The 21,047-nt window shown below is 44.8% G+C and carries 17 protein-coding genes; 11 read left to right on the top strand and 6 right to left on the bottom strand.

Annotation, left to right across the window (positions count from 1 at the left end; genetic code table 11):
* Positions 1 to 5 precede the first annotated feature (5 nt).
* From QW597_00085 to QW597_00075, 3 genes are all read right to left on the bottom strand, one after another.
* Positions 6 to 773: a hypothetical protein gene (locus QW597_00085; protein ID MEM0154994.1), complete on the bottom strand. Its 768-nt coding sequence runs from the start codon at positions 771 to 773 to the stop codon at positions 6 to 8.
* Positions 770 to 7,093: a hypothetical protein gene (locus QW597_00080; GenBank protein MEM0154993.1), complete on the bottom strand. Its 6,324-nt coding sequence runs from the start codon at positions 7,091 to 7,093 to the stop codon at positions 770 to 772. Before QW597_00080 ends, QW597_00085 begins: the two co-directional genes overlap by 4 nt.
* Before the next feature lie 87 nt (positions 7,094 to 7,180).
* Positions 7,181 to 7,651 carry an AAA-associated domain-containing protein gene (locus tag QW597_00075; protein ID MEM0154992.1) on the bottom strand — a complete coding sequence of 157 codons (471 nt, stop codon included), beginning with the start codon at positions 7,649 to 7,651 and terminating at the stop codon, positions 7,181 to 7,183.
* Between the two features lie 252 nt (positions 7,652 to 7,903).
* Between QW597_00075 and QW597_00070 the strand changes: the two genes are divergently transcribed.
* Positions 7,904 to 8,899: a hypothetical protein gene (locus tag QW597_00070; protein MEM0154991.1), complete on the top strand. Its 996-nt coding sequence runs from the start codon at positions 7,904 to 7,906 to the stop codon at positions 8,897 to 8,899.
* On the opposite strand, the gene pheT is transcribed toward QW597_00070, so the two are convergent.
* Both pheT and QW597_00060 read right to left on the bottom strand, forming a co-directional pair.
* Positions 8,896 to 10,530 (bottom strand): phenylalanine--tRNA ligase subunit beta, encoded by a 1,635-nt coding sequence (gene pheT, locus QW597_00065; GenBank protein ID MEM0154990.1) that lies wholly within the window; start codon positions 10,528 to 10,530, stop codon positions 8,896 to 8,898. The genes QW597_00070 and pheT overlap by 4 nt on opposite strands.
* A 46-nt stretch (positions 10,531 to 10,576) precedes the next feature.
* Complete coding sequence (locus QW597_00060) at positions 10,577 to 10,897, bottom strand: ribbon-helix-helix domain-containing protein (GenBank protein ID MEM0154989.1); 321 nt, start codon at positions 10,895 to 10,897, stop codon at positions 10,577 to 10,579.
* 113 nt (positions 10,898 to 11,010) lie between these two features.
* On the opposite strand from QW597_00060, the gene QW597_00055 reads away from it, so the two are divergent.
* From QW597_00055 to QW597_00010, 10 genes are all read left to right on the top strand, one after another.
* Positions 11,011 to 11,562 (top strand): gamma carbonic anhydrase family protein, encoded by a 552-nt coding sequence (locus QW597_00055; protein MEM0154988.1) that lies wholly within the window; start codon positions 11,011 to 11,013, stop codon positions 11,560 to 11,562.
* Positions 11,563 to 11,674: 112 nt separating this feature from the next.
* On the top strand, positions 11,675 to 12,421 hold the full coding sequence (locus QW597_00050) for a flagellin (protein ID MEM0154987.1): 747 nt from the start codon (positions 11,675 to 11,677) through the stop codon (positions 12,419 to 12,421).
* Positions 12,422 to 12,472: 51 nt separating this feature from the next.
* A complete protein-coding gene (locus QW597_00045) occupies positions 12,473 to 12,940 on the top strand; it encodes a flagella accessory protein C (protein MEM0154986.1) in 468 nt (155 codons plus the stop codon).
* Complete coding sequence (locus QW597_00040; protein ID MEM0154985.1) at positions 12,930 to 13,634, top strand: FlaD/FlaE family flagellar protein; 705 nt, start codon at positions 12,930 to 12,932, stop codon at positions 13,632 to 13,634. The genes QW597_00045 and QW597_00040 overlap by 11 nt, the downstream gene beginning before the upstream one ends.
* On the top strand, positions 13,624 to 14,043 hold the full coding sequence (locus tag QW597_00035) for a flagellar protein F (protein ID MEM0154984.1): 420 nt from the start codon (positions 13,624 to 13,626) through the stop codon (positions 14,041 to 14,043). Before QW597_00040 ends, QW597_00035 begins: the two co-directional genes overlap by 11 nt.
* Positions 14,043 to 14,492: a flagellar protein G gene (locus QW597_00030; protein ID MEM0154983.1), complete on the top strand. Its 450-nt coding sequence runs from the start codon at positions 14,043 to 14,045 to the stop codon at positions 14,490 to 14,492. The genes QW597_00035 and QW597_00030 overlap by 1 nt, the downstream gene beginning before the upstream one ends.
* A gap of 4 nt (positions 14,493 to 14,496) precedes the next feature.
* The gene (locus QW597_00025) at positions 14,497 to 15,168 is read left to right on the top strand and encodes an ATPase domain-containing protein (protein ID MEM0154982.1); all 672 of its coding nucleotides are present in this window, start codon (positions 14,497 to 14,499) and stop codon (positions 15,166 to 15,168) included.
* 18 nt (positions 15,169 to 15,186) lie between these two features.
* Positions 15,187 to 16,806: a type II/IV secretion system ATPase subunit gene (locus QW597_00020; protein ID MEM0154981.1), complete on the top strand. Its 1,620-nt coding sequence runs from the start codon at positions 15,187 to 15,189 to the stop codon at positions 16,804 to 16,806.
* A 5-nt stretch (positions 16,807 to 16,811) separates the two neighbouring features.
* The gene (locus QW597_00015) at positions 16,812 to 18,467 is read left to right on the top strand and encodes a type II secretion system F family protein (GenBank protein ID MEM0154980.1); all 1,656 of its coding nucleotides are present in this window, start codon (positions 16,812 to 16,814) and stop codon (positions 18,465 to 18,467) included.
* Positions 18,468 to 18,507: 40 nt separating this feature from the next.
* A complete protein-coding gene (locus tag QW597_00010) occupies positions 18,508 to 20,487 on the top strand; it encodes a type IV secretion system DNA-binding domain-containing protein (GenBank protein ID MEM0154979.1) in 1,980 nt (659 codons plus the stop codon).
* A gap of 55 nt (positions 20,488 to 20,542) precedes the next feature.
* Here the strand turns inward: QW597_00010 and QW597_00005 are convergent.
* On the bottom strand, positions 20,543 to 21,047 hold a 505-nt coding region (locus tag QW597_00005; protein MEM0154978.1), incomplete at its 5' end, for a competence damage-inducible protein A.

Here is a 21,047-nt window from a genome sequence, read left to right as displayed (position 1 = left end):
TTTACCTACCTTCTCCATTTTGGCCTGCTGGGCCTATTTGGTCTCCTTCCAGAGGCGAACACGACGAATGCCATGAAGATAAAGACACCAATTGCAATGTAATAAATCCAGTTGTAATTTGCAGGCGTTCCAACGAAGAACGTTGTCGAGCTGGTTCCTGTGTTGCCATTGACCTTGATCATGGGATTGTTCACAGTCACAGTAAGGGTGTATTTGCCGTCAGATAATATGTAGTTGAAAAGCTTGACTGAAACAACCTGGGATGAACTGGGTTGGAGGTTCACAGTTTTTGTTCCATAAACATTCCCGTTCAGATCAAATGTCACCGTGACGTTGCTTACGGCAAATGCATTGCTGTTTGACACTACTGCGCTAAGAGACACTGTATTATATACGTTTACTTCAAACGTCTGTGAGAAGTTCTCATACTGGTGGCCGTACATGGCACTTGTTCTTACAAACATGTATATTGTCTGTGCCTGAAGAGGGGCAGTCACATTAACCGATGCATCGAAATTTGTTCCACCAAAGTTTTCGAATGTATTGGTTGGGGAAAAGCCCGTGAGGTTATCCCCTGCAAAGTATATCACTGTACTGTAGTTTGTAAAGCCAGCTGAATTATTTACATACACGGTAAAGGTTTGTCCAACATATACGTTCTGTGGATACTCAACATTTACAACGTCAATCACCGGAGAAGATGCAGAAGAAATCAAAGCAAAAGCAGGCAGAGTCACTAATAAGGCCATTATTAGTATGGGGAACGCCTTCATCTCCTGAACCTCCTACCACGGTACACTGCAATCGCAATTCCTCCAATCACTGTGACCGCTATGACGAGTAATCCAGTCACTACAGTTGACAGAGGGTTCCCAGTATAATTAGAGATTATCCCCTGTCCCTGTGGAAACGGAGAGATGCTGGCATATGGATATTCCACAGTAAATGACAGGGGAACAGTTATGTTGTTTCCATATGACATAGTAGTGAAAGCCAATTTTATAGGAGCACCTTCTGCATATGCAGTACCGTTTGGAGTAAGTATCATAGACAGGCTAATGCTCTGCCCATATGGAAGGTTAAATGTAGTAGAAACCTTGCCATTATACACGACCGCTGCGTTCCAGTCATATAAGTTGATGGTATTCTTATCGACTATAGATCCGTTGATCGCAATTGCTGTATTCCCGGTATTCTCCAAAGTAATATTATAGATTAGCTTACCATCCTGCGGCAATCCAAATGGAGAATTCAGGGTAGCAGTAAATCCGACCCTCGGAGCAACGTTCACGTCGAATGATCCAGATGCAGTACTGCCGGAGTATGTCAAGTTGACTGGAACAGCATTGATACCGGATGGAGGGTTGTTAAGCGCATAGACAAGTGCGGAAACAGCCACTTTCTGACCAGGTGCGAGATTAAGGTAGGACTGATTGAAAAGAATGTGCCATTGATTGCTTCCCGAAGTCAGCGTGACCGACTGCTGAACATTCTGGCCATTGGTGACATTGAAATAAACCTCTGTACTGTTGGTTACATTACTTCCGGTAACAAGGTTTGGATAAGTACCGTTCTGTATTATCGTTATTTTTCCTGTCACGACCTGGCTAAGGGCCAGAGTGATTGACATGTTTGAATTCACGTATATAGTGTTGTTAACGGAATATGATACAGAAAGAAGGCTACCGTTATATGCGAGAGCGTTCTGGCTTATATTTGCGGAAAACGAATAGTTTCCTTGCGGAAGGAGCAAATTCGCCTTTGAACTGTTAACATTTATGCTGTTCGGGTATAGTGTGACCTGAACATTTGTGTTGTAGATCTTGGAACCGACGGTTACGATCACGGAAATAGCATATGCAGGCTTCAGGCTGAAATTATCGTAATAAGTCCCGGAAAATGCAGGTATTGTAACTCCACCATAATAGCCTGTACTCGATGCATTGTTCAGTGCGTAAATGGCCCAGCTGCCAGTTGGTATAGATACACTGAATATACCGTACGTATTGGTGGCAGTTCTGGCTACAACCGTACCCTCAGTAGAGAGGATTTGTATCACTGTATTTTGCATTGCCTTCCCGTTGAAGGTAACAGTTCCAGTTAGCATGGTATTGATTTTTGTTGAAGTCACTATCACGTTGAATTTATTCGTATAATATGTGTTGAACGATCCACTGCCAGAAACAATATAAGAGCCGGTTGCGTTTGTAATGGTGTCATAATATTTTACATTGTAAACGCCTGCAGGGAGCAATATGGAAGTAGTAGAAACGTTCGCAACTCCACCACTGATTGATAGCGTATAGTTTCCAGCAGAGATCCCAAGGGAATTCTCCAGCGATATCATATCTGCACTCTGTAGTGATGGTGTAACATTCATGTTAGAGGTGAGATAGTAAGACTTCCACGAAACTTCCGGGGAAACTGAAGAATTCAAGTAAGCGTATACCAAGTAATTGCCAGCCGGGAGTGGCTTACTGTTGTTGACAACAGTCCCTAACGAGTTGAAAATCTCATAGCTGGTAGCGTTTATGCTTAAGTTAGCGTATGGAGCGGCGAGTAATGTTACAGATTGTGTTACTTTATTCGGCACCACTATCACGGGATCGCTGAGATTTAATGTTGCAGTTGAATTACTGGCAGATGCAACATATATCCCGGGAAAGACGGAAGCCGATATTCCTGTTTCGCTTCCGGATAGATAATAAGTATTTGTACCCTTGAGAACCAAGTTGGTTGATCCTCTCAGTTTAATTGAGTTATTCACAAATGATATTGTAATGCCGACTGTCACTGGTGTCATGGAATATGATTGCGTATTGCTGGAAAGAGACATTGTGGTAGAGGTGTAAAGTGAACTCATAGCATACGTCGTCAGATCCTTTGATCCGTTTAGATAATATACTGTTGCCTGGCCATTTGATACCTTGCTGAAATATACGGGGTTACCTGATGAATTAAGGATTGAGATACCTGAGCCCACCATAACACCGGAGTTGCTTGAATCTGACAGCGTAATTGTTGCCGTATTGGTGTATTGCTGGGTGATGGATACATTTCTGGCGCCAACAAGATACACATTCTGGAAGCCTTCTTTGATGCTACCGAGGTAGACAGTAAGACTTGATATTCCATACATCCCTTCCGGAAGAAGTATTGTGTACGGCGTTGGCCCGGAATAGGAATATGTGAAGAAAGCAGAGCTCCCCATAAATTCGTAGCTCCCGCTGTAAGCTGTAATGCCTGGCAGGTAGGTTGAAACCGTGATCGGGAACGCAAGGCTCATGGAACCAGTCAAAGTAAAATTTGATTGTACGGTGATTGTTTTAGTGAAGGAATTGCCGCTGGATGAAGCATAAAGTGTATACACTCCATATGGAACCTCCGTTGAAAAAGCACCTCCGGGTCCGATAATGGTGCTATAAGTTGACGATATCTGACCATTTGGGTAGAGATAAAGAATAGTGCCTGAGGGCGCTCCGGATAATGTTCCAGAGACTATGCCGCTAAGCGTTGCAGATAGATTGACGGAATAATTCTGCCCCCATCCCGTGAACGTCGTTGTGGAAACCCCTGTCTGCGAACTGCCCTTATAAGCCTGTATTGTGTAAGTACCCGGCTGTACCCATAAATTAGCATGCCCAGAACCGCCGGTTGTGTTGGAATATATTGTTGTTCCATCCGAAGCCTTAACTATATATCCTCCGGAAAGGCCAGAGGCAGTGGTGGTATTTACAAAAATACTGTCGAAGGAAATTAGTAAAGGAAACGCTACATTTGCGCCAACCACAACATCGCCTTGCAGGAGGTTGGCATAATAAGTTCCATCCGTGAATATCGACAACTCATAACTGTATGGCAACACGTCGGATGAGCTATAGACTCCATTAACTAAGGGTAAAGAAACGTTTACGCCATATGTTGAGTTAACAAGAAAGACCGTACCAGTCATAATGCGTTTTGAAATAAAATCTCCAGGAATAGTTGCATTTGCATTTTTGACTGTCTGATAATTGTAAAACGCAGTTCCCGAAACTTTGGAAGCAGAAACTTGGTAATTTTCAGTTACGTAATAATTGGGCAGGCCAGTTGTCATGTTTATGCCAAGTGCGGTCCTTTCGGCTTGCTGTGTGGAAATGTATATATTCGTGGTCTTGAGGACATTTTTTCCATAAAGATACAGCGTGTTCAGAGTACCCGTGCTGAATACAACTGTATCGTTTCCAGGAACCGCTGTGATATTATAGTACCCGGCGGAATTAGTATGGACAACATCATGCGGTATCCCATACTGATCAAAGAGGGTGACATTGATCCCGCCGACTCCCTGGCCTCCGGGGGTTGTTACTCTGCCGGTTATTATAGCTCCAGGATAGTAAGCCATTATGGGATTAGCAGTGGAAACCATCTGTGTTGCGGAAGGAAAAATCACTGGGGTGCCGATTCCTTTCACCAGATCGTAATAAGCCTGCTGCAGGGGGATGTCCTGCCATGCGTTTGGGTGTGCAGCGTAGTCGGTATAGGGATTCCACGGTATCAATTCGTACACGATCTCAAAATTGCTCATGTCCCAAGCCGGCATTATTGTATAGTTTGTCGCACCGGCAGCCAGTCCCGGGATTCCACTTGAAAGGCCAACGGCAGATCCTGGGTATCCGATCTGCATGCGATAAATCGTAGTATTGTAGAAGGCAGAAGTGTACTGTAGCGACTCGCCGGTAACATTTGCCGCTGTGGGAACATTATTCAGCGTGTATGTCCCATTTGTTGTCTGCACCAGTATATTGTAATAGTTGGTCGGTACAATAGCACCACCTGAGCTAACATAGGCTGGTGTGTCCGTCAGATACGCAGGTGCATAAAACGTGCCAGTATTATTGATGGAAGATGGGAAAAGCGTGTTAGGCACCTGTATGTACTTGATACTTATGCCAGTAACCTGGCTCAATGCAGTATAAGCATCCACAAGTGTGTTTAATGAGTATTGAGATGCAAGTTGCCCAGTAACAAGTGCGAAATATGCATTGGTCGAAGTGATAGAACTGGAATAATCCCCATACACTGAAGGTTTGCTCATTATCCAAGCTTTGTATGCCAGGGGGTTCTGATAAATGCTGGCCAGGAGCGAAACCTCAGAAGAACCGAAAAATCCGACCAGAACATTGTTCACAGGCGTATTGAAGGAATGCTGAGAACTGTCAAATTCCACCTGTATTGTTCTTGCGATGAAGAGCGCTAGAATCTGGCTCTGGTTTTGCGCTAACAGGATCTGTCCTGCCACCTCGTAACCTTGCTGAAAGTCATCAGCTACTGTTGGATGCAGACCCTGTTGCAGTTCCTGAAAACCATAATCCCACCATGAAACATATGCAGGTTTATCCTGCAGTGGCAGATTAGCGTCCTGGGTAGCCAGCCATGAATAAGAAAGAGCCAGGGGCTGGGTGGAATTCGATATCAAGTTTCCAGTCGCACCCACATAGTATAACTGGTTCGCAGAAAAATTGGCCGGTTGAAGTGAAGAGGGGATTACATTATATATTTCCTGATTGTACTTTGCCGCTGTGTTCGAAGGAATAGCAGAGGATATTAGACCCAGCCCGGAGGAAATCACCATCAGAACGATGATAACTACAAACACAGTATGAACCCAGCTTATATTTCCCCTCAGGGATTTTCCAACACTTGCCAAGGGCGCGCCTGATCTCTTCTTCATATCATAAAGCTTGACCAGGTGAGCGAAGTACATCAAAAGTCCAGCTCCAAGAATTGCATAGGCCGGAGCCGCAGTGATGTTGAATCTTGCAGCTTCAAAACTCATATATATTGAAACCAGTGAGAAAACGAGGAAGAAGAACATGGAGTCTTTCTTTTCCTTGATAAACAAGTATACAGCATACGCCAAGCCCGTGACTCCGAGGATGAACTCAAACGCGCCAAACGATGAAATATACTCTCCCAAAGGTAAGGATGCGGCCTCTGCTATGGTCTGATAGACCTTGGTCTTTATGAAATATCCGTCTCCGCTGAGAAGGGTATTAAAAGCGTGGGCATCAAATATGGCAAGTGCTCCCAGTAGTATAGCTCCAAGGATCGCGATGATCGGAACTGAAATTATCCATGGTCTTCCTCTTATGGCAACAAAAACAAATCCCATCACGATTACAAGTATGCCAAGCAGAAGCACCGGAGTGAACCATACGGAATAGTTGCCGATTCCCAGATAATAATATGCCCCTAGAAAGAATCCAAGGAGGATGCTAATGGCACTCAGGTAAACCAGGTAATCGCTTGGTCTTTTAATGAAAAGATTATAAACATATTGAACGAGTACATACAGCAGCAAAATGACGACTGCATATGCATATCCCTGCCATGACATCATCAGAGCAGCCAGGGAGGTTCCAGATAACATTGCATAAATAGTGGCTAGCCGATTTCTATTGTAGAAACTACGAATTGATGTAAGGATTCTGGTCGGCGGGAATAACTTTTCAACTATCTTATCCTTGTCAATGGATACAATTGCCCGCTGGAAGAAATAAATAAAGAAGAGAACAAAAAACAGTTCTGGGGTATGAATTCTGCCGTCGGAAAGGTAACCAGTACTGACATTGCTTGGCATCAGCAGGTAAAGTATGGAAGCCACAAATCCTCCTTTCTTTCCGAAAACTTCCTTTCCCATCAAATAAACAGGGATGATAAGGAGTGCCCCGAAGAAGGCATCAAGCTCCTCGAACGTGAAAAATGCCGCGTTCTGAATGTTCATGAAAGGAGACATAAGAACAGCTATGAACACAGTCATGACCTGGAAGAACGGGTTTCTCGGGTTTGTTGTTCCAATAGGATAATTTAGAGATGGTTCAAACATAAGCCAGTGGCCTGTCTGCAGGAAGTGCTGTATTGTGATCCAGTTAAAGTATGGGTCACTGCCACCGGATGTAGTGAAGAAGAAGTTCTGGAAAGTGGATGACCAAGCATAATAGTTCGCAAGAAATAGATAGATACCAACAAGCACTGTGATAACTACTACTTCAGGGTATTTTCTGATGAATCTCTGATTCCCCGAGGAGGATTCCGCGTACGACAATTCCATCTAAATGCTACCTAGGAAGCTCTAATAGAATCTTCGTATAAAAAACTAATTCAGGTACTGCTCGGCTTGACTTTGTTAATATAGCACTCAACTCAACAGCACAATCTCTTCAGTATCGCTGTCATATTCGATGAGTCTTGAGTAGCGGCCCCACGTTATTATAAGTCCAAAGGTCTTTTCATTATCGTCGGAAGGAAACCTATTTCCGATGAATTCAAACAGGTCATCCTTTGAAATTCTGCTTTTATCATCCTTTCTGCAAAGCTGCATCAGTGAATGGAACGGTTCCAGGTTCGGGAGTTGTTCCTTCAGTATCTCCCTCCGATCGTTAATGCCGGACTTCAGAAACCTTCTTCCAAGTTCCGTAACCTTGACGTCTCCGCTGGTGACGTCGATAAGTTCAAGTGCTTCGGCATCCCCAAGAAGATTCATGAGAGTTGTTCTCTCTTCGTCAAGCATATCATCTAATTCTGCAATATCTACGGCTTTTCCAACATCTTCCAATATCTCTAGGAGGCCAACGATGTCACCGGTGTTTTGCGTTTCAATACTGTGCATAACAGATATTCTAAACTTAATGAGTTAAAGGTTTTAATAATTTCTGTCTGCACTGTGTTTTTGGGTTGAGAGCAAATTGTGGCATAAAACTTAAAAAAGCATGAAGACCATTCTGATTAGAATAATCTCTTTTCGTTTTACCACAAAATTATCGCGATTTCTCTGTTCCGCACATGTAAACAACTGTTTAGGAGAAATAAATGAAAAGTTAATTTACCACTAGTGGCATAATTAGACCGATCTAGAACGGACTTGAAAGACATACTGACAGCAGAACTCAATAAGAGGCGGGAAGATGGTATCCTGCAGAGCGAAATTGAGTCATTGTTCGGGTTTTCACGGGCACATGTTTCCGAGACTCTTTCCGATATGGAAGCCAGCGAAAAAATTATTTCAAGAAGAGAGGGAAAACTAATCAGAAAAATATGGTCTGCAGAGTTCTTCCCTTTCCCGATTCAAGACAAGATACGCATCGGGCTACTGAGATCAAGTGAATATATCCACTATACTGCTGCTGCGCTAAACGTCTGCGAATCCCACAAACTAGAACCGATCCTAAGATTTTTCAACTCTTCCTCTGATGTCCTGGATAGCCTAATTGCAGGAAGCATTGAAATTGCCCTCGCCCCGCTGTATACCCAGATTATGTACTCAGTTGTAACTAGAAAAACCAAAATTGCGACTTCCATCGCTTCCGGCGGGTCGTCCATTTTTAGGAATGGTAACACTGAAAGCCAGAAACTTGGAACATCAGATACCTCTACCATGATTCTCTTATCCATGGCGTTCCGGGGCAAACTGGACGAGAACCTTGAAATATACACTGATCCTGATGTGGCTCTGGACAATATCAGGCGTGGCGTTTACGGATATATAACTATTTGGGAGCCATACTGCACCATACTCAGGAACCAGAAGCGATTTGAGGAGATTGCAACCTATGAAAACGTTCTCGGCGATATGCCATGCTGTGTTTCTTCCATAAGAAATTCCACCGACGAGAGCATAAAGAAAATAATCTCAGAAATAGATAAATTGTACGATTCCGGTGGTGAAGCAATGTCTGAATATGTGCAGAAAGCCATCAAGCTTTTTAGTCTCAAGCTGGTTCTGTCGGGAGAGACACTCGTGGAATCCATGAAAAGTTATCACAAGTGCAAAAGAATTGACAGGAACCAGATAGTAAGTTACATGGATCTGCTCAGGATACCAGTTTCACCGATGATGATTGATTATATGCTGATCTAAACCGCCTCTATAATATTCTTGAACACCGAAAGATCCAGCTCCGCAAGGGATACTGGTGTTTCTACGCGATACAGATCAAGCAATTCCGGATGCATCTCGCCAATGTAGCCTATCTCGGTTCCAGACATAAAAATAGTCCCGGTTCTCCCGTCTACTAGGCCATCTCGGTGTCCATGTTCAATTTTAATTTTTTTCTCGGAAAACCTGCTTGTAAAGTATTCCAGTATTTGCTTTGCTGACGAGAACGTTGCGCGGCTGTCGTGAAGCATGATGCAAACATGTGCCTTCTGAGTACCATTTGATACGACGTCTCCGACCTCAAAAATCTTTTGTGGAAGGGGTCTGTTCCGGTTCTGTTTTATTATTTCCATCATTCCGGGGAACAGGCGATCCCTTACCATGGAAAAATCAGAGCTTTTCGGATTGAAGATTCTCACTCCCCCTTCATATTTCAGGATTCCATACGGCAGCTGCGACCCAATGACATAACTCTTGACCTCCTGATACCCTGATCCTGTAAGGACCTCCCTGATCGTGTCAAGGAATCCGTCACCATGATCCCGGACACCCAATGTTTGTGGTGGTATTACCCCGTACGGTATACTGTCATATCCGACGCCCTTGGCAATGTCCTCAATGATGTCCACTGCTCCCATGACGTCTATCCTGTTGCCTGGAACTTTGACATGATACTCATCTCCCGTTTCCTGAAACGTGAAACCCATTCTCTTCAGAGAACTTTCTATCTCGCCATCATTAAGGTCGTACCCCAATACCCTTTTTATTTCACTGCGCCTGACAGAAATAGTTCTGAGGTTCTCACCCCTCAATCTGGACAGTGTTTCCGTGGAAATGCCCGTTATTGACGGTATTGAAATGGCGTATCCCATTGACCTGAACTCGTATGCAAGGAGCAAGAGCGCCTGGATTGCAGATAATTCCTGCATGCCCTCCACATCGATGAACATCCTTGACGACCTCTCTGTAATCCTAGACCTGTAGCTGTTGGCTATTGGAGGAATTGAAAGCACTTCGCCTGAGGAGTCCTTTATTGCGTTAATCCTATCCATGGAAGGCAGCAGTGACGAATACTTTTTGCCGGTCAGGTGATTCTGCAGTATGTCGAGTGCGGTGCCTTCAAGCTCTCCGTCAAAGGTCTTCATTCTGATTTTCGTTGTTAGCTCGAGACTGTAAGTAAGTTCTCTCTGACTTTCTTCCAGAGAGTGTATTCCCGCTGAAATGTTCTTTCTCTCCCTACCCAGCGTATCATGAAGCCGTTCCTGATATTCTATAATTCGTTGGAGTCTCTCGCCGAGTTCAGGCCCTTCAGCCACAAAACAGAGAAAAAATGGTCTTATGCTGAGCGCATCACTGGTTATATGTACAGATATTTCATTATGCTTCAACGCCAGTCCGGCTGGTTCTTCCTTTCCATAGAAAATGTCCATGGATTTTGACAGTGAATAGAAGGAAAAGAGATCAGGCCTGTCCGGGTTGAATTCAACCTTAACGTAATCGTCATCCGAATCCAAGGAGAATCCTATTACACGGGAAAACCTTTCCAGACGGCTCAGAAACTGATCCCCAAAGGTTCTCTGCAGAAACTCCCTGGTATCCCTGATTACTACCATTCAACAGACAGATCGATGTGCAATATTTAAAAGTCTTTGTACTCAATCAGTTTTTGCCAGAGATTTCGTCTATCTCCTTATTGACCTTCTTGAGTGTATAGTCTCTCAGTACAATTCTTATGAGATCTTCGAGGGAAATAGCATTTCCTGTATCTACATCTCGTTCCAGATCTTCCAGAACTTTCTTTGGCAGAACAAGGTCAACCTTGCTTGATCCTCCCTTACCCTCATTCTTCTCAATAAACTCATTTATCGCGAGCCTTATGATATCGGAAACGCTTTCATACTGGAAGTTTTCTACCATGTCTTCAAGCTTCCGCATCACGTCCTCCGAAATCCTCACTGTGATCCTGTAGGGTACAGACATCATTCCACCGGGTCATACGTATTATGTCATGGATACGTATACTTGTCTGACACTTCTTTAGGGCTTATAAACCTTTTTGGCATGTCCACCTTCATTGGCAGGGATCAAAACGTATGACGTTTTTAACGTGGATAACATCCCACTCAATGACCATAAAGATAGGAAAGAATGTTTACATCGCTCCCACAGCTGTGATTCTCGGTGATGTGGAAATCTCTGACGGGGTTTCAGTTTTTGACAGTGCAGTCATCAGAGGTGACATGAATACAATATGGATAGGACAGGATTCAAACGTCCAGGACAATGTTACCATACACACAGATTCAGGGAATCCCACTGCAATTGGAAAGAACGTATCCATCGGGCACAATGCGGTTGTACATGGAGCCACTGTGGACGACAACGTCATAATTGGAATGGCCTCGGTGATTCTCAACGGCGCACATATAAGGTCTGGCACGGTTGTTGCAGCCGGTTCTGTGGTAAAGGAAAATTTTGAGTCACACGAAAATTCCCTTCTTGCAGGAATCCCGGCTGAGGAGAAACGCATATCCGATTCCTTGCTCGAATACGCAATAGCAAACGGAAGGTCGTACCAGGCAATCAGGGACAGGTATCTTGCCGGGGGCGTGGACAGGATCAGCGGAGAGATGCGAAGTTCATGAACAATAAATACATACACAGCTGGTTACATCATTGTGAATGTACGCAGATATAGCACATTCTGCAAAAAACCGATAATAGATGAAGACGCCTTGAATTGGATGAGGTGTCTAAGTGAATAGAACCATAATAAGAGGTGTAAAGGCACTCAGAAAGGCGTTCAGCCTGAAAGTGAACAGCAAAGCAGACACGGGAATAGGAACTCTCATCGTGTTCATCGCGATGGTTCTTGTTGCCGCAGTTGCCGCAGCTGTGCTCATTAATACGGCCGGATTGCTTCAGACGAGGGCCCAGACCACAGGAACCCAGACCACACAGCAGGTATCGAGCGGGCTAAGCATAAAGGCCATATATGGAATGGACAACAATTCGTCTCAGCCAGAGGCTGGAGTTATAGAGTACATGGCAATATATGTCACGCCAAACTCAGGAAGCGCGCCAATTAACCTTGGAAATGCAACTATAACGCTGACCTATGAGAATTTCTCAGCATCGCTGACGTACAACTCCAAGGCATACAACAACGTATTTAGCGGAACACAGAATGTTTTCAACACTACCTACTTCAAGAATCTTGCGGCAGCTACTGGATCATCGCACTTTGGAATTCTCGGAATAACTAACCCTGGAAACTCCATAACAGCAGCATATCCGGTTCTCACAACTGGTGACGAAGCAGCAATACTCATAAACGTATCAGCGGTATTTCACACTGGCAATTTCAGCAAAACGACAGTTGACAATGGAATTTCGCAAGGTCAGCAGGTAACTGGAACTATAGTTCCGCAGGTAGGAGCAACTTCGACGATCTCTTTCACGTCTCCGATAGCTTACACAACGAGAGTGGTACAACTCCAGTAAGGGATTGTATCATTCTGGGAACAGTGATATCAAATGGGTCTTCTTGACAAGATGAAACGGGGGAAAAAGGAGACCACAGCCACCAACGAAACTATCTACAAAAACCAACCCCAGCAAATCCCAGGAGCAGATGCGGGCCAGGTCCAATCTGAGAACGACAAGTTCGTAGAGAGTGTGAACCAGAGAATAGCCAATCTCGAAAACGATCTGGGAAAGCTGAATACGACCACCGACAGTCTCAAAAGGAATATCGGTGAAATTCGTACTGAACTGGAGGCCATGAAGGAGAATGTCAAACTGGTTGTCTCGCTATACGAGATGGTCTCAAAAGACTTTAATCCTTTTATGGATACTACTCCGGAAGAGATAAAGGCTATCACGGATAAAATGAGGGAAGACATGGATGAGATGAATAGAAAAATCACATCGGCTATAGATGATCTGGGAGAGCTCTACGGAACTCCGAACCTGGACGCAATAATCTCGGAAACAAGCGGAGGAGAGACAAGTGATCAATGACGCCTTGAAAGGATACCTGCAGACAAAAATAGACTCTGCAGACAAGTCCATACCGCATTTTGTTCTGGAAGAACTGAGACAGAGAATCCTCACATCCGACGCTAAATTCGGCAAGACAGAAATCGATTCGCTATTTGACAACCTGAAGTCAAAATATGCACAGAGCAAGGAGGGAAGTCTGCTCGGAAAGGTTGATGCCATCTTCAAGGAACTCAACAGCATGGAGAAAGCGCTTAACCAGTCCCTGGTAAAGAAACCAGAGGATGCGGGAGAGCCTGTCGACGAGCCTGAGAGGAAACCGGAAGGCAAGGTTCAGCCCTGGAAGAGAATCCGAACTCCAAAGGTCGAAAGGATCGGCGATGACATCATCTCGATGATGGTGGCAATGAGATGGCTTGAATTCCTGCTTGATAACTATGGCCAGGAGAATTCCATGGATGTTCTCGACTATTACGAGAGCATCGGATGGATCTCCTCGGAAGTTAAGCAGGATATGTTCAAGTACATCAAGATGACCAGCATCATATCACCGCCACAGGAATACAAAGTGAAACCTACAATACAGGATCACATAATCAACATGCTATTCATTGAAAAGCTGAATGGCGAGGAGATAACGCGCGACATGATCGAGTCTCTCGAACGGGACTTCAGGATGTTGAAGAAAGGGGTCGACGAACTATATGGGATTTAGTTACGTGGCAGCTGTGGCAATTTTGCTCAGTTCCTCCCTTATTTTTTTTGGTATAGTATACGGAGAATTCATGCAAAATAACACTCAACTGGGCTCTGCTCAGAATACTCAGACTCAGCAGGAATACAATCTGCTGAATTCCAAAGTTAATATAACCGGATATTACGTGGAATCCGGGTCAGCATATAATGTAACGATAAATATGACAAATACTGGAAGTGTGCCGTTAGATCTCAATACAACTACATTGCTGGTTAACGGTACGATTTCCTCATTCACGTCACCAACTGTGTATCTGTTTCCGCTTGGAAACTCCAGCATCACATTCCACGTATCAACAGCCAGGCTTATGCCGGTTGAAATAATATTCAATACTGGATATCAAAAGTTCATGGAGGTGATTTCGTAATGGCATCGGGAGCAGCTTCAGAGATGATATTCTTCATAGCCACAATGGTTATAGCGGCATCTGTCGTGGGTGTACTTGGCGGTCAGGCCCTGCATATGACCCAGAGCATGAGCAGTTCCTCCCAGGGCGTATCGTCCATGATCCAATCCAATTTCGAGATAATAAACGATCCGTCAAACATACCGTTTTCAAACGGCTACAATTTCTACGTGAAGAACACAGGTTCGGACGCGTTCTATTTCACTAATTCATCGGTGTCGACTGTAATCAATGGAACGCTCTACAGCGGCCCCCTGGTTAAATATATTGCACCGGGAAATTCGGCACAACTGACCCCGGGCCAAGTGGGAACCATAATTGTGAATGTGGTATTAGCTCCGGGTTATTACACCATTTCGGTTACGCTCAGCAACGGGCTTACCAAGTCAATGCAATTCCAGGTAGGATGAAGATATGTATCTAAGTTTCAAGATTGAAGGCGATGAGCTTGATCGGAGAATGGGGGGTGGTCTGTATGTAGGTCAGATAGCCACGATTCTTGGTGGCACTGGCGAGGGGAAGACCCTTATGGCCATAAGGATGGCTTATGGAATATTGAAAAATGGGTCCAACATATGTTATGTCTCATCCCAGTTTCCTGTCAGGGAATTTACATCCGAGGCAGATACTCTCGGATATAACATGTTCAAAGAAATACTTACGGACAAATTACTGTTCATTACGTCTGTCTTCATACTTAGGAGGAGCAAACGGGCAGATCTGGACGACTTGCTGAGTCTTGACAAGGTAAAGGAGAAGCAGGTTCTCATAATCGATTCCCTTTCGCCGGCCATGTTCAAGGATTTCGACGTTGCAGCATTCCTGGAGAGACTCAGGAAATTTTCCGAGGGCCGTATAGTAATAATAACCCTGAATCCTGAAGAACTCGACTCCAAGGCTATGAACAAGGTGAACCAGCTTTCCACTACAATAATACACATGCGATCAAAGGATCTAGCCGGCGAGAGGAAGCATTACATCGATCTGATGAAGTTTCCCATGGCAATGAAGAATTTCCAGCAGTCCATTCCCTTCAGGATCGAGCCAAAACGCGGTCTTGTTGTGGAGATATCAAGTGTGTCGTGATGATGAAGGTGAGATCTAATGGCGGATGAGGTTACATCAGATACAATACAGGATGCCCTGAATCGAAATCCGCATCTTGCGGAATATTTGGTGAACTACAGGCGCAGCACGGGCAGGGTGCCAGAGTTCATACCTGTTCCAGACAACAAACTGAGGTCAAGAACAACAATCGATATCATCTACCCAGTTGGTGACCCTATTTTTATACATGTACTTAAGGAAAAGAACTCAATAATCTACAAGCCAATAGAGCCGACGCTGACCGATGAGGAGCACGATGTCATGGAAAAAACCATGAGTATTATTCTAGAACATGCTGCAGATTACCCTGCTCCTGAAAGCCAGGATATACTTGAGGCAAACATCGACAAGATTTACTCTAAGATCGTGAGCATCGGATCATCAAACAAGGAAAAAGGCGGTTCCGTCACGGTCGTGAAGGGTCTTTACGAGAAGTTGCTCTACAACATCAAGAGGGAGGTTATTGGGCTTGGTCCCATAGAACCGCTCATACGGGATTCCAACATAGAGGATATCAGCGGCATCGGCGCGGATGGGGTATATATTGTCCACAAGATCTTCGGAAACATAACAACTACCGTAACCTTTGGGGACAACAATAGGTTAATGCTCTTTGCAAAGAGAATAAGCGAAAGGGTTGGAAGGCCTGTTAGCGACAAGGTTCCTATTGTGGACGCCACACTGCCAGACGGCTCTAGGCTATCTGTAATATACAGTATGGACGTGTCAGCCAGGGGTCCAAGCTTTACCATAAGGAAATTCTCGGATATACCCATAAGCATCATTCAGCTGGTACAGTACAATACACTCAGCGCAGAGGAAGCCGCTTACGTTTGGCTCGCTCTTGAATACGGACAAAGCGTCTTTGTATGCGGCGAAACCGCTAGCGGGAAGACCACAGTAGTTAATGCAATAATTCCCTTTATCAGGCCGGAACTGAAGGTGTTTAGTGCGGAGGACACCCCTGAAATCAGGGCTCCTCAGGAAGCGTGGCAGCAGCTTGTAACAAGAGAGAGGGGGGCAGCTGACAGCAGGGTAACGCTTTTCGATTTGCTGAGAACCGCCCTTAGATCGAGGCCTAACTACATCATAGTGGGGGAAATACGAGGGGCGGAAGGATCAATGGCTTTTCAGGCAATGCAGACAGGGCACCCCGTCATTTCAACGTTCCATGCAGCCTCGGTGAGGAAGATGATTCAGAGGTTCACCGGCGATCCGATCAACATACCTGTTACGTTCATGGATAACCTTAATATTGCCATGATCCAGCAGGCAGTATATGTTAACGGAAGGTTTCTGAGAAGAACTACCAGTATCAACGAGATTGAGGGTTACTATGAGGAACTGGGCGGTGTTTCTACAAAGCAGGTTTTCCAATGGGACCCAACCACTGATACTCACACTTTCAGGGGAATGAACAACAGTTATATTCTGGAAAAGAGAATCGCGGTTACCTCCGGCCTGGAGGATCCGAAACTGATCTATGATGAGCTCAACAAAAGAGCGAGAATAATAGATTACATGGCGAAAAACAACATAAATGCTTATTTCCAGGTTTTTGACCTCGTCAAGAAATTCTATCAGACTGGAGATGTAGGGCTGCCTGTATACGGGTGAACTGAATGGAAGAAGTGATAAGGCTAGGGAAATTCTCGAACATCGAGTTCAGGCGAAACGATGTCTACATGATATTGGCCTCTTCTGCAGCCGCTGGGGTTTCCCTTGGTCTTTACATTATCACAAATTCCATGGACATGATTGTCATAAGCATCACATTCATTCTCGCTATGGTTGGACTGGTCCTGAGGCCAATCATTGAGCGCGACTCAAAGAGGGCAAACATCAACGCCAATATACCGTTTTTTGTTACGGCGCTTTCCACGCTTTCAACCAGTGGGTCGAACAGAATTGAAGTGCTGAACATCCTTTCAAGGAAGGAAAAAATAGGAATAATAAAGGACGAACTCAAGAAAATCGTGAACCTTGTCACCAATTGGCGGCGGGGCCTTTCCGAAGCGGCCAATGTCATTGCAAGGAAGACGCCGAGTGACCTTTTCGCGGACTTCCTTGACAGGTTTGGGCAGGCTCTGGAAAGTGGTCAGGATTTCACGGAATTCGTGAACCTTGAAACCGATGCGGTCATGAGCAATTTCGAATCCGCGTATCTTTCATCACTGGCGACATTTGACCTTTACAAGGACCTTTACGTTTCATTGCTGCTTGCTTTTGCGTTCCTGATAGCATTCATACTTATCATGCCTGTTCTCGTGCCGGTTAACATTCTCCTCCTTTTGGGTTTCAGCCTAATAACCATAGCCCTAGGAGAATTCATGCTGGTCTATGCAATTAAGATGGTTCTCCCAAACGATCCCATATGGCACGGTACCGGCATAAAGACTAAAGAGGAACTGGTGCAGCGGAAGAGGATCATTATTGCAGGAGTTTTTTCTGTGGCTGTTGCCGCAGTGCTTTACTTCACCAGGCTTGTAGATATGATACCTTTCTACTTCAGCGCAACCCTTGTGGTCACGCCGCTGGCTTGGCCAAGCATCGTTGGTTCTAGGCTTGAGAAAACCATAGGAAAGAAGGATGACATGTTCGGGAGCTTCATGCGTTCCTTATCAGGTTCGGCTTCTGCTAGGGGAAACATGATCATTGATGCGATGAAATCAATGATCGTCCATGATTTCGGTATTCTGACAAGAGATGTAAAGAACCTTTACAAAAGGCTGGTTTACAGAATTGACAATTTAGTTGCGTGGAGGAATTTCAGCGCGGATACTGGATCTCACCTTATTGAGCTGTTCACGGAATCCTTTGTGGAGAGCGTGGAACTTGGGGCGGATGCCTCAGCCTCCGGAAACATCGTGAGCGAGAATGTGGATAAGATCACGAGGCTAAGGAGGAGAAGGAGACTGGCAGTCAACACGTTCACCGGCATAGTATTCGGCCTCACTGGTGGACTTGCTTTCTCCCTTGCCATATCATTCGGCATATTGGAAATCATTGATAAGGTGTTCAAGCAGTTCCAGATCAGTTCACTCTCAGCTTACGGTATATTCTTCAGCCCGCCGACGGCGACAATCATCAGCATAGAAGTCTTCCTCTTCGCCATACTCTTCCTTCATGCATTCATATCTGGAATGGCTATGAAAATAGCCGATGGCGGTAAGAAGAGTCATGGAATCCACTACGTGGTCATCATGATGTGGATCATCTCCGTTATCGTCTGGGGAACGCTGCAATTAACCTCTCTTCTCCTCGGGTCGTCGTTCTGATCATGGAAATAATTTATTTTTGTAAACGATTCCAGCGGGTATGTATAATTATGTCCCCTGGATATCAATGAATACCAATCATTACCACTCTGATAAAGGTATTATGATGGGATCCTTGCTTGACGGAAGTCCTGTGTCGATCCCCGTGGAAGATCTCATGGGGCATATGATCATAGCTGGCAAAACTGGTACCGGTAAATCTGTGTTTGTAGGACAAATGGCTCATGAGATCAGCAAAAGAAAAGACTGCAACATAATTTTACTTGACCCTCACGGTAAGCTTGCAAGAAACTTTGTCGGCGGGAACAAAATGAAGAAACTCGTTTATATCTCTCCAAGAACCAAGACCCTTGACGGCAAGGAGTACTGTATACAGCTTAATGGTATAAACACGTCATCCACAGGCACTGATCCGGAAAACAGCCTTGGGTGGGTCAGGGAACTATTTTCCAGGGAATCATCGGTGTCTAGCAACACGTGGGGGCCCAGACTTGGATTCATATTCAGAACCCTGCTCACAGAGATGGTAAGGCAGGAAAGAGACTCAACCCTCAGGGACTTGGCAAGGCTCTTGGAAAATCCTTCCCAGTTACGCCTGCTATTGGAAAGGACCCAGGACGCTTCCACGCGGGATTTTATCTTGATGCAGATGAAAGATTGGCGGAACTGGAATGAATATGTCTCCAGCGCACTGAATAAACTTGTGCCCTTAATATCCAGCAGGTCGGTATCCCCTTTGATATCGTCCAGAAGAGATTCACTGAATCTGAGAGAAGCCATAGAAAAAGGGAACCACGCTTTCGTTATTGAAATCTCCAAGAATTCAATGCCTGAGGACACGTCACGGATAATCACTTCAATTTTCCTGCAAAGGTTCTGGTCTGAATATTTATCTCTTCGGAAACCGGTTGAGACATACGTTATTGTGGATGAATGCCAGCTTGTTGAATCCAGCATCATTGAAAAACTACTGGGAGAAGGGAGAAAGTACGGTCTAAGGCTTATCCTGGTGACGCAGTCTCTAACCTCTTTCACGGAGTTGAGGAGAAATTCTATTCTTTCAAACGTGAGGAATTTTGTGATTTTCAACGTGTCCGATGAAGACTCAAGATTACTGTCAGGGACAGTCAGCCTCGGCAGGAAAGACAGAACACTTTCCTACGTGATCAAGAACCAGAGGGTCCACGATACCGTAATATGGTCGCAGGGAGATACAGGACTCTCCGGGCCAATGAGTTTCAGGCCAGGCATGATAAAGGAGACCGCGGAGACAGAGTTTGATGAAGCAGTGGACAGGAGCATTTTAGAATTCGGTTCTCACATTGAGGCAGATGATAACTTGGAACCTGTAACAAGCAGGCATGATCATCTTATATATCGATTCGGAAAATACCTTGCTGGAAAGAATGTCTTGCTGGCCACAGGGAAGAAGGTCAATGGCATGCTGCCGGATGGACTGTTCACATTCAACGCTACAGAATATATACTGGAAGCCGAATGTTCCGACCTAGAGAATGTCTACAGGATCTTTCACAAGATCAAAAGCTATCCAAACAGGAAGATTGTTTTTATTTGTTATGCGGAAGATGCTACCAAGCTGTTCAACCTCCTGGTCACGGGGTTCACCTCAAGGTGGAGGGGAAATCTTGTCATGGAAGTGCCAGTATATCGAGGAAATGACACAATCTACTTTAGGGACATATCCGATTATCTAGAGCGGATATATCTTATTGCAGTAGACGGAGAGGAAATCAGGTATTTTTACGGGAAGAAACTTAAGCGGTTCTCAATGTCCAGCTTTAACGGTCATGGGAGCTTCATGGATTCGCTGGCGGAAGAGAAGCATGGTGAGCTCAAGTTGTTGCTTTACCGGGAAATGGTCAAAAGCAGATTGCCTTTCCTTAGCACCGAAGATATTAGTAAGGGGGATTTCACTGACGGACGGAAAATTTTTGATTTCCTTGGGAAAATTGCAAACAAGCCCTTAATTCTAATGCAGGATATTTTTGAAACAGGATAGGTTCCGCTTTAAGCCCAGGTTCTTAAAATAGATCATGATCTCGGGAAAAAGAATATCACTTGCCCCTGAGAGCATCTGCCGATTTACTTATTTCAGCCATCACTTCCTTAACCAGCCTGGTGCAATTATCCATATTATCAGAATATGCGGACACCTCGACCTCAATCCTTGGGAGTGTTCCCTCCGTGTTGAGCGGATGGGACTTTATGTAAACTCTACCATCGTACTTCCGCATTATCCTGGTAATCTCAGGCGCTAGCGTGCTCTCCATCATGCTCTCAAAAACAGAGGAATTTTCGCAGTATGAACGGTCTGAAATATACTCATCTCTCGCCAGTGAGAGGAGCGCTTCCATCTCTGTTGGGACTCCAGGAAGCAATATGATTCTGCATTTGTCAATATCAAGCACGACGCCGGGGGCGGAACCAACGGGGTTCTCTATCACCTTCGATCCCTCTGGAACCATGGACATTTTTTCTCTTTCGGGTGTGACAGGGACGTTCAGCGATGTGTAGTGATTCTTTATTACGACCGCTATGCGATCATTCCTGACCATCTTC

This window comes from Thermoplasmataceae archaeon, from assembly GCA_038729425.1.
Classification (GTDB): domain Archaea; phylum Thermoplasmatota; class Thermoplasmata; order Thermoplasmatales; family Thermoplasmataceae; genus B-DKE.
This window is presented reverse-complemented; position numbering and strand designations above follow the sequence as displayed.

Bases quoted from the DNA above. Each gene is read 5' to 3' on its own strand.
- QW597_00010 (MEM0154979.1), top strand. From the start codon at position 18,508: ATGTATAATTATGTCCCCTGGATATCAATGAATACCAATCATTACCAC.
- QW597_00025 (MEM0154982.1), top strand. From the start codon at position 14,497: ATGTATCTAAGTTTCAAGATTGAAGGCGATGAGCTTGATCGGAGAATG.
- QW597_00030 (MEM0154983.1), top strand. From the start codon at position 14,043: ATGGCATCGGGAGCAGCTTCAGAGATGATATTCTTCATAGCCACAATG.
- QW597_00080 (MEM0154993.1), bottom strand. From the start codon at position 7,093: ATGGAATTGTCGTACGCGGAATCCTCCTCGGGGAATCAGAGATTCATC.
- QW597_00015 (MEM0154980.1), top strand. From the start codon at position 16,812: ATGGAAGAAGTGATAAGGCTAGGGAAATTCTCGAACATCGAGTTCAGG.
- QW597_00085 (MEM0154994.1), bottom strand. From the start codon at position 773: ATGAAGGCGTTCCCCATACTAATAATGGCCTTATTAGTGACTCTGCCT.
- pheT (MEM0154990.1), bottom strand. From the start codon at position 10,530: ATGGTAGTAATCAGGGATACCAGGGAGTTTCTGCAGAGAACCTTTGGG.
- QW597_00020 (MEM0154981.1), top strand. From the start codon at position 15,187: ATGGCGGATGAGGTTACATCAGATACAATACAGGATGCCCTGAATCGA.
- QW597_00035 (MEM0154984.1), top strand. From the start codon at position 13,624: ATGGGATTTAGTTACGTGGCAGCTGTGGCAATTTTGCTCAGTTCCTCC.
- QW597_00060 (MEM0154989.1), bottom strand. From the start codon at position 10,897: ATGTCTGTACCCTACAGGATCACAGTGAGGATTTCGGAGGACGTGATG.
- QW597_00075 (MEM0154992.1), bottom strand. From the start codon at position 7,651: ATGCACAGTATTGAAACGCAAAACACCGGTGACATCGTTGGCCTCCTA.
- QW597_00055 (MEM0154988.1), top strand. From the start codon at position 11,011: ATGACGTTTTTAACGTGGATAACATCCCACTCAATGACCATAAAGATA.
- QW597_00045 (MEM0154986.1), top strand. From the start codon at position 12,473: ATGAAACGGGGGAAAAAGGAGACCACAGCCACCAACGAAACTATCTAC.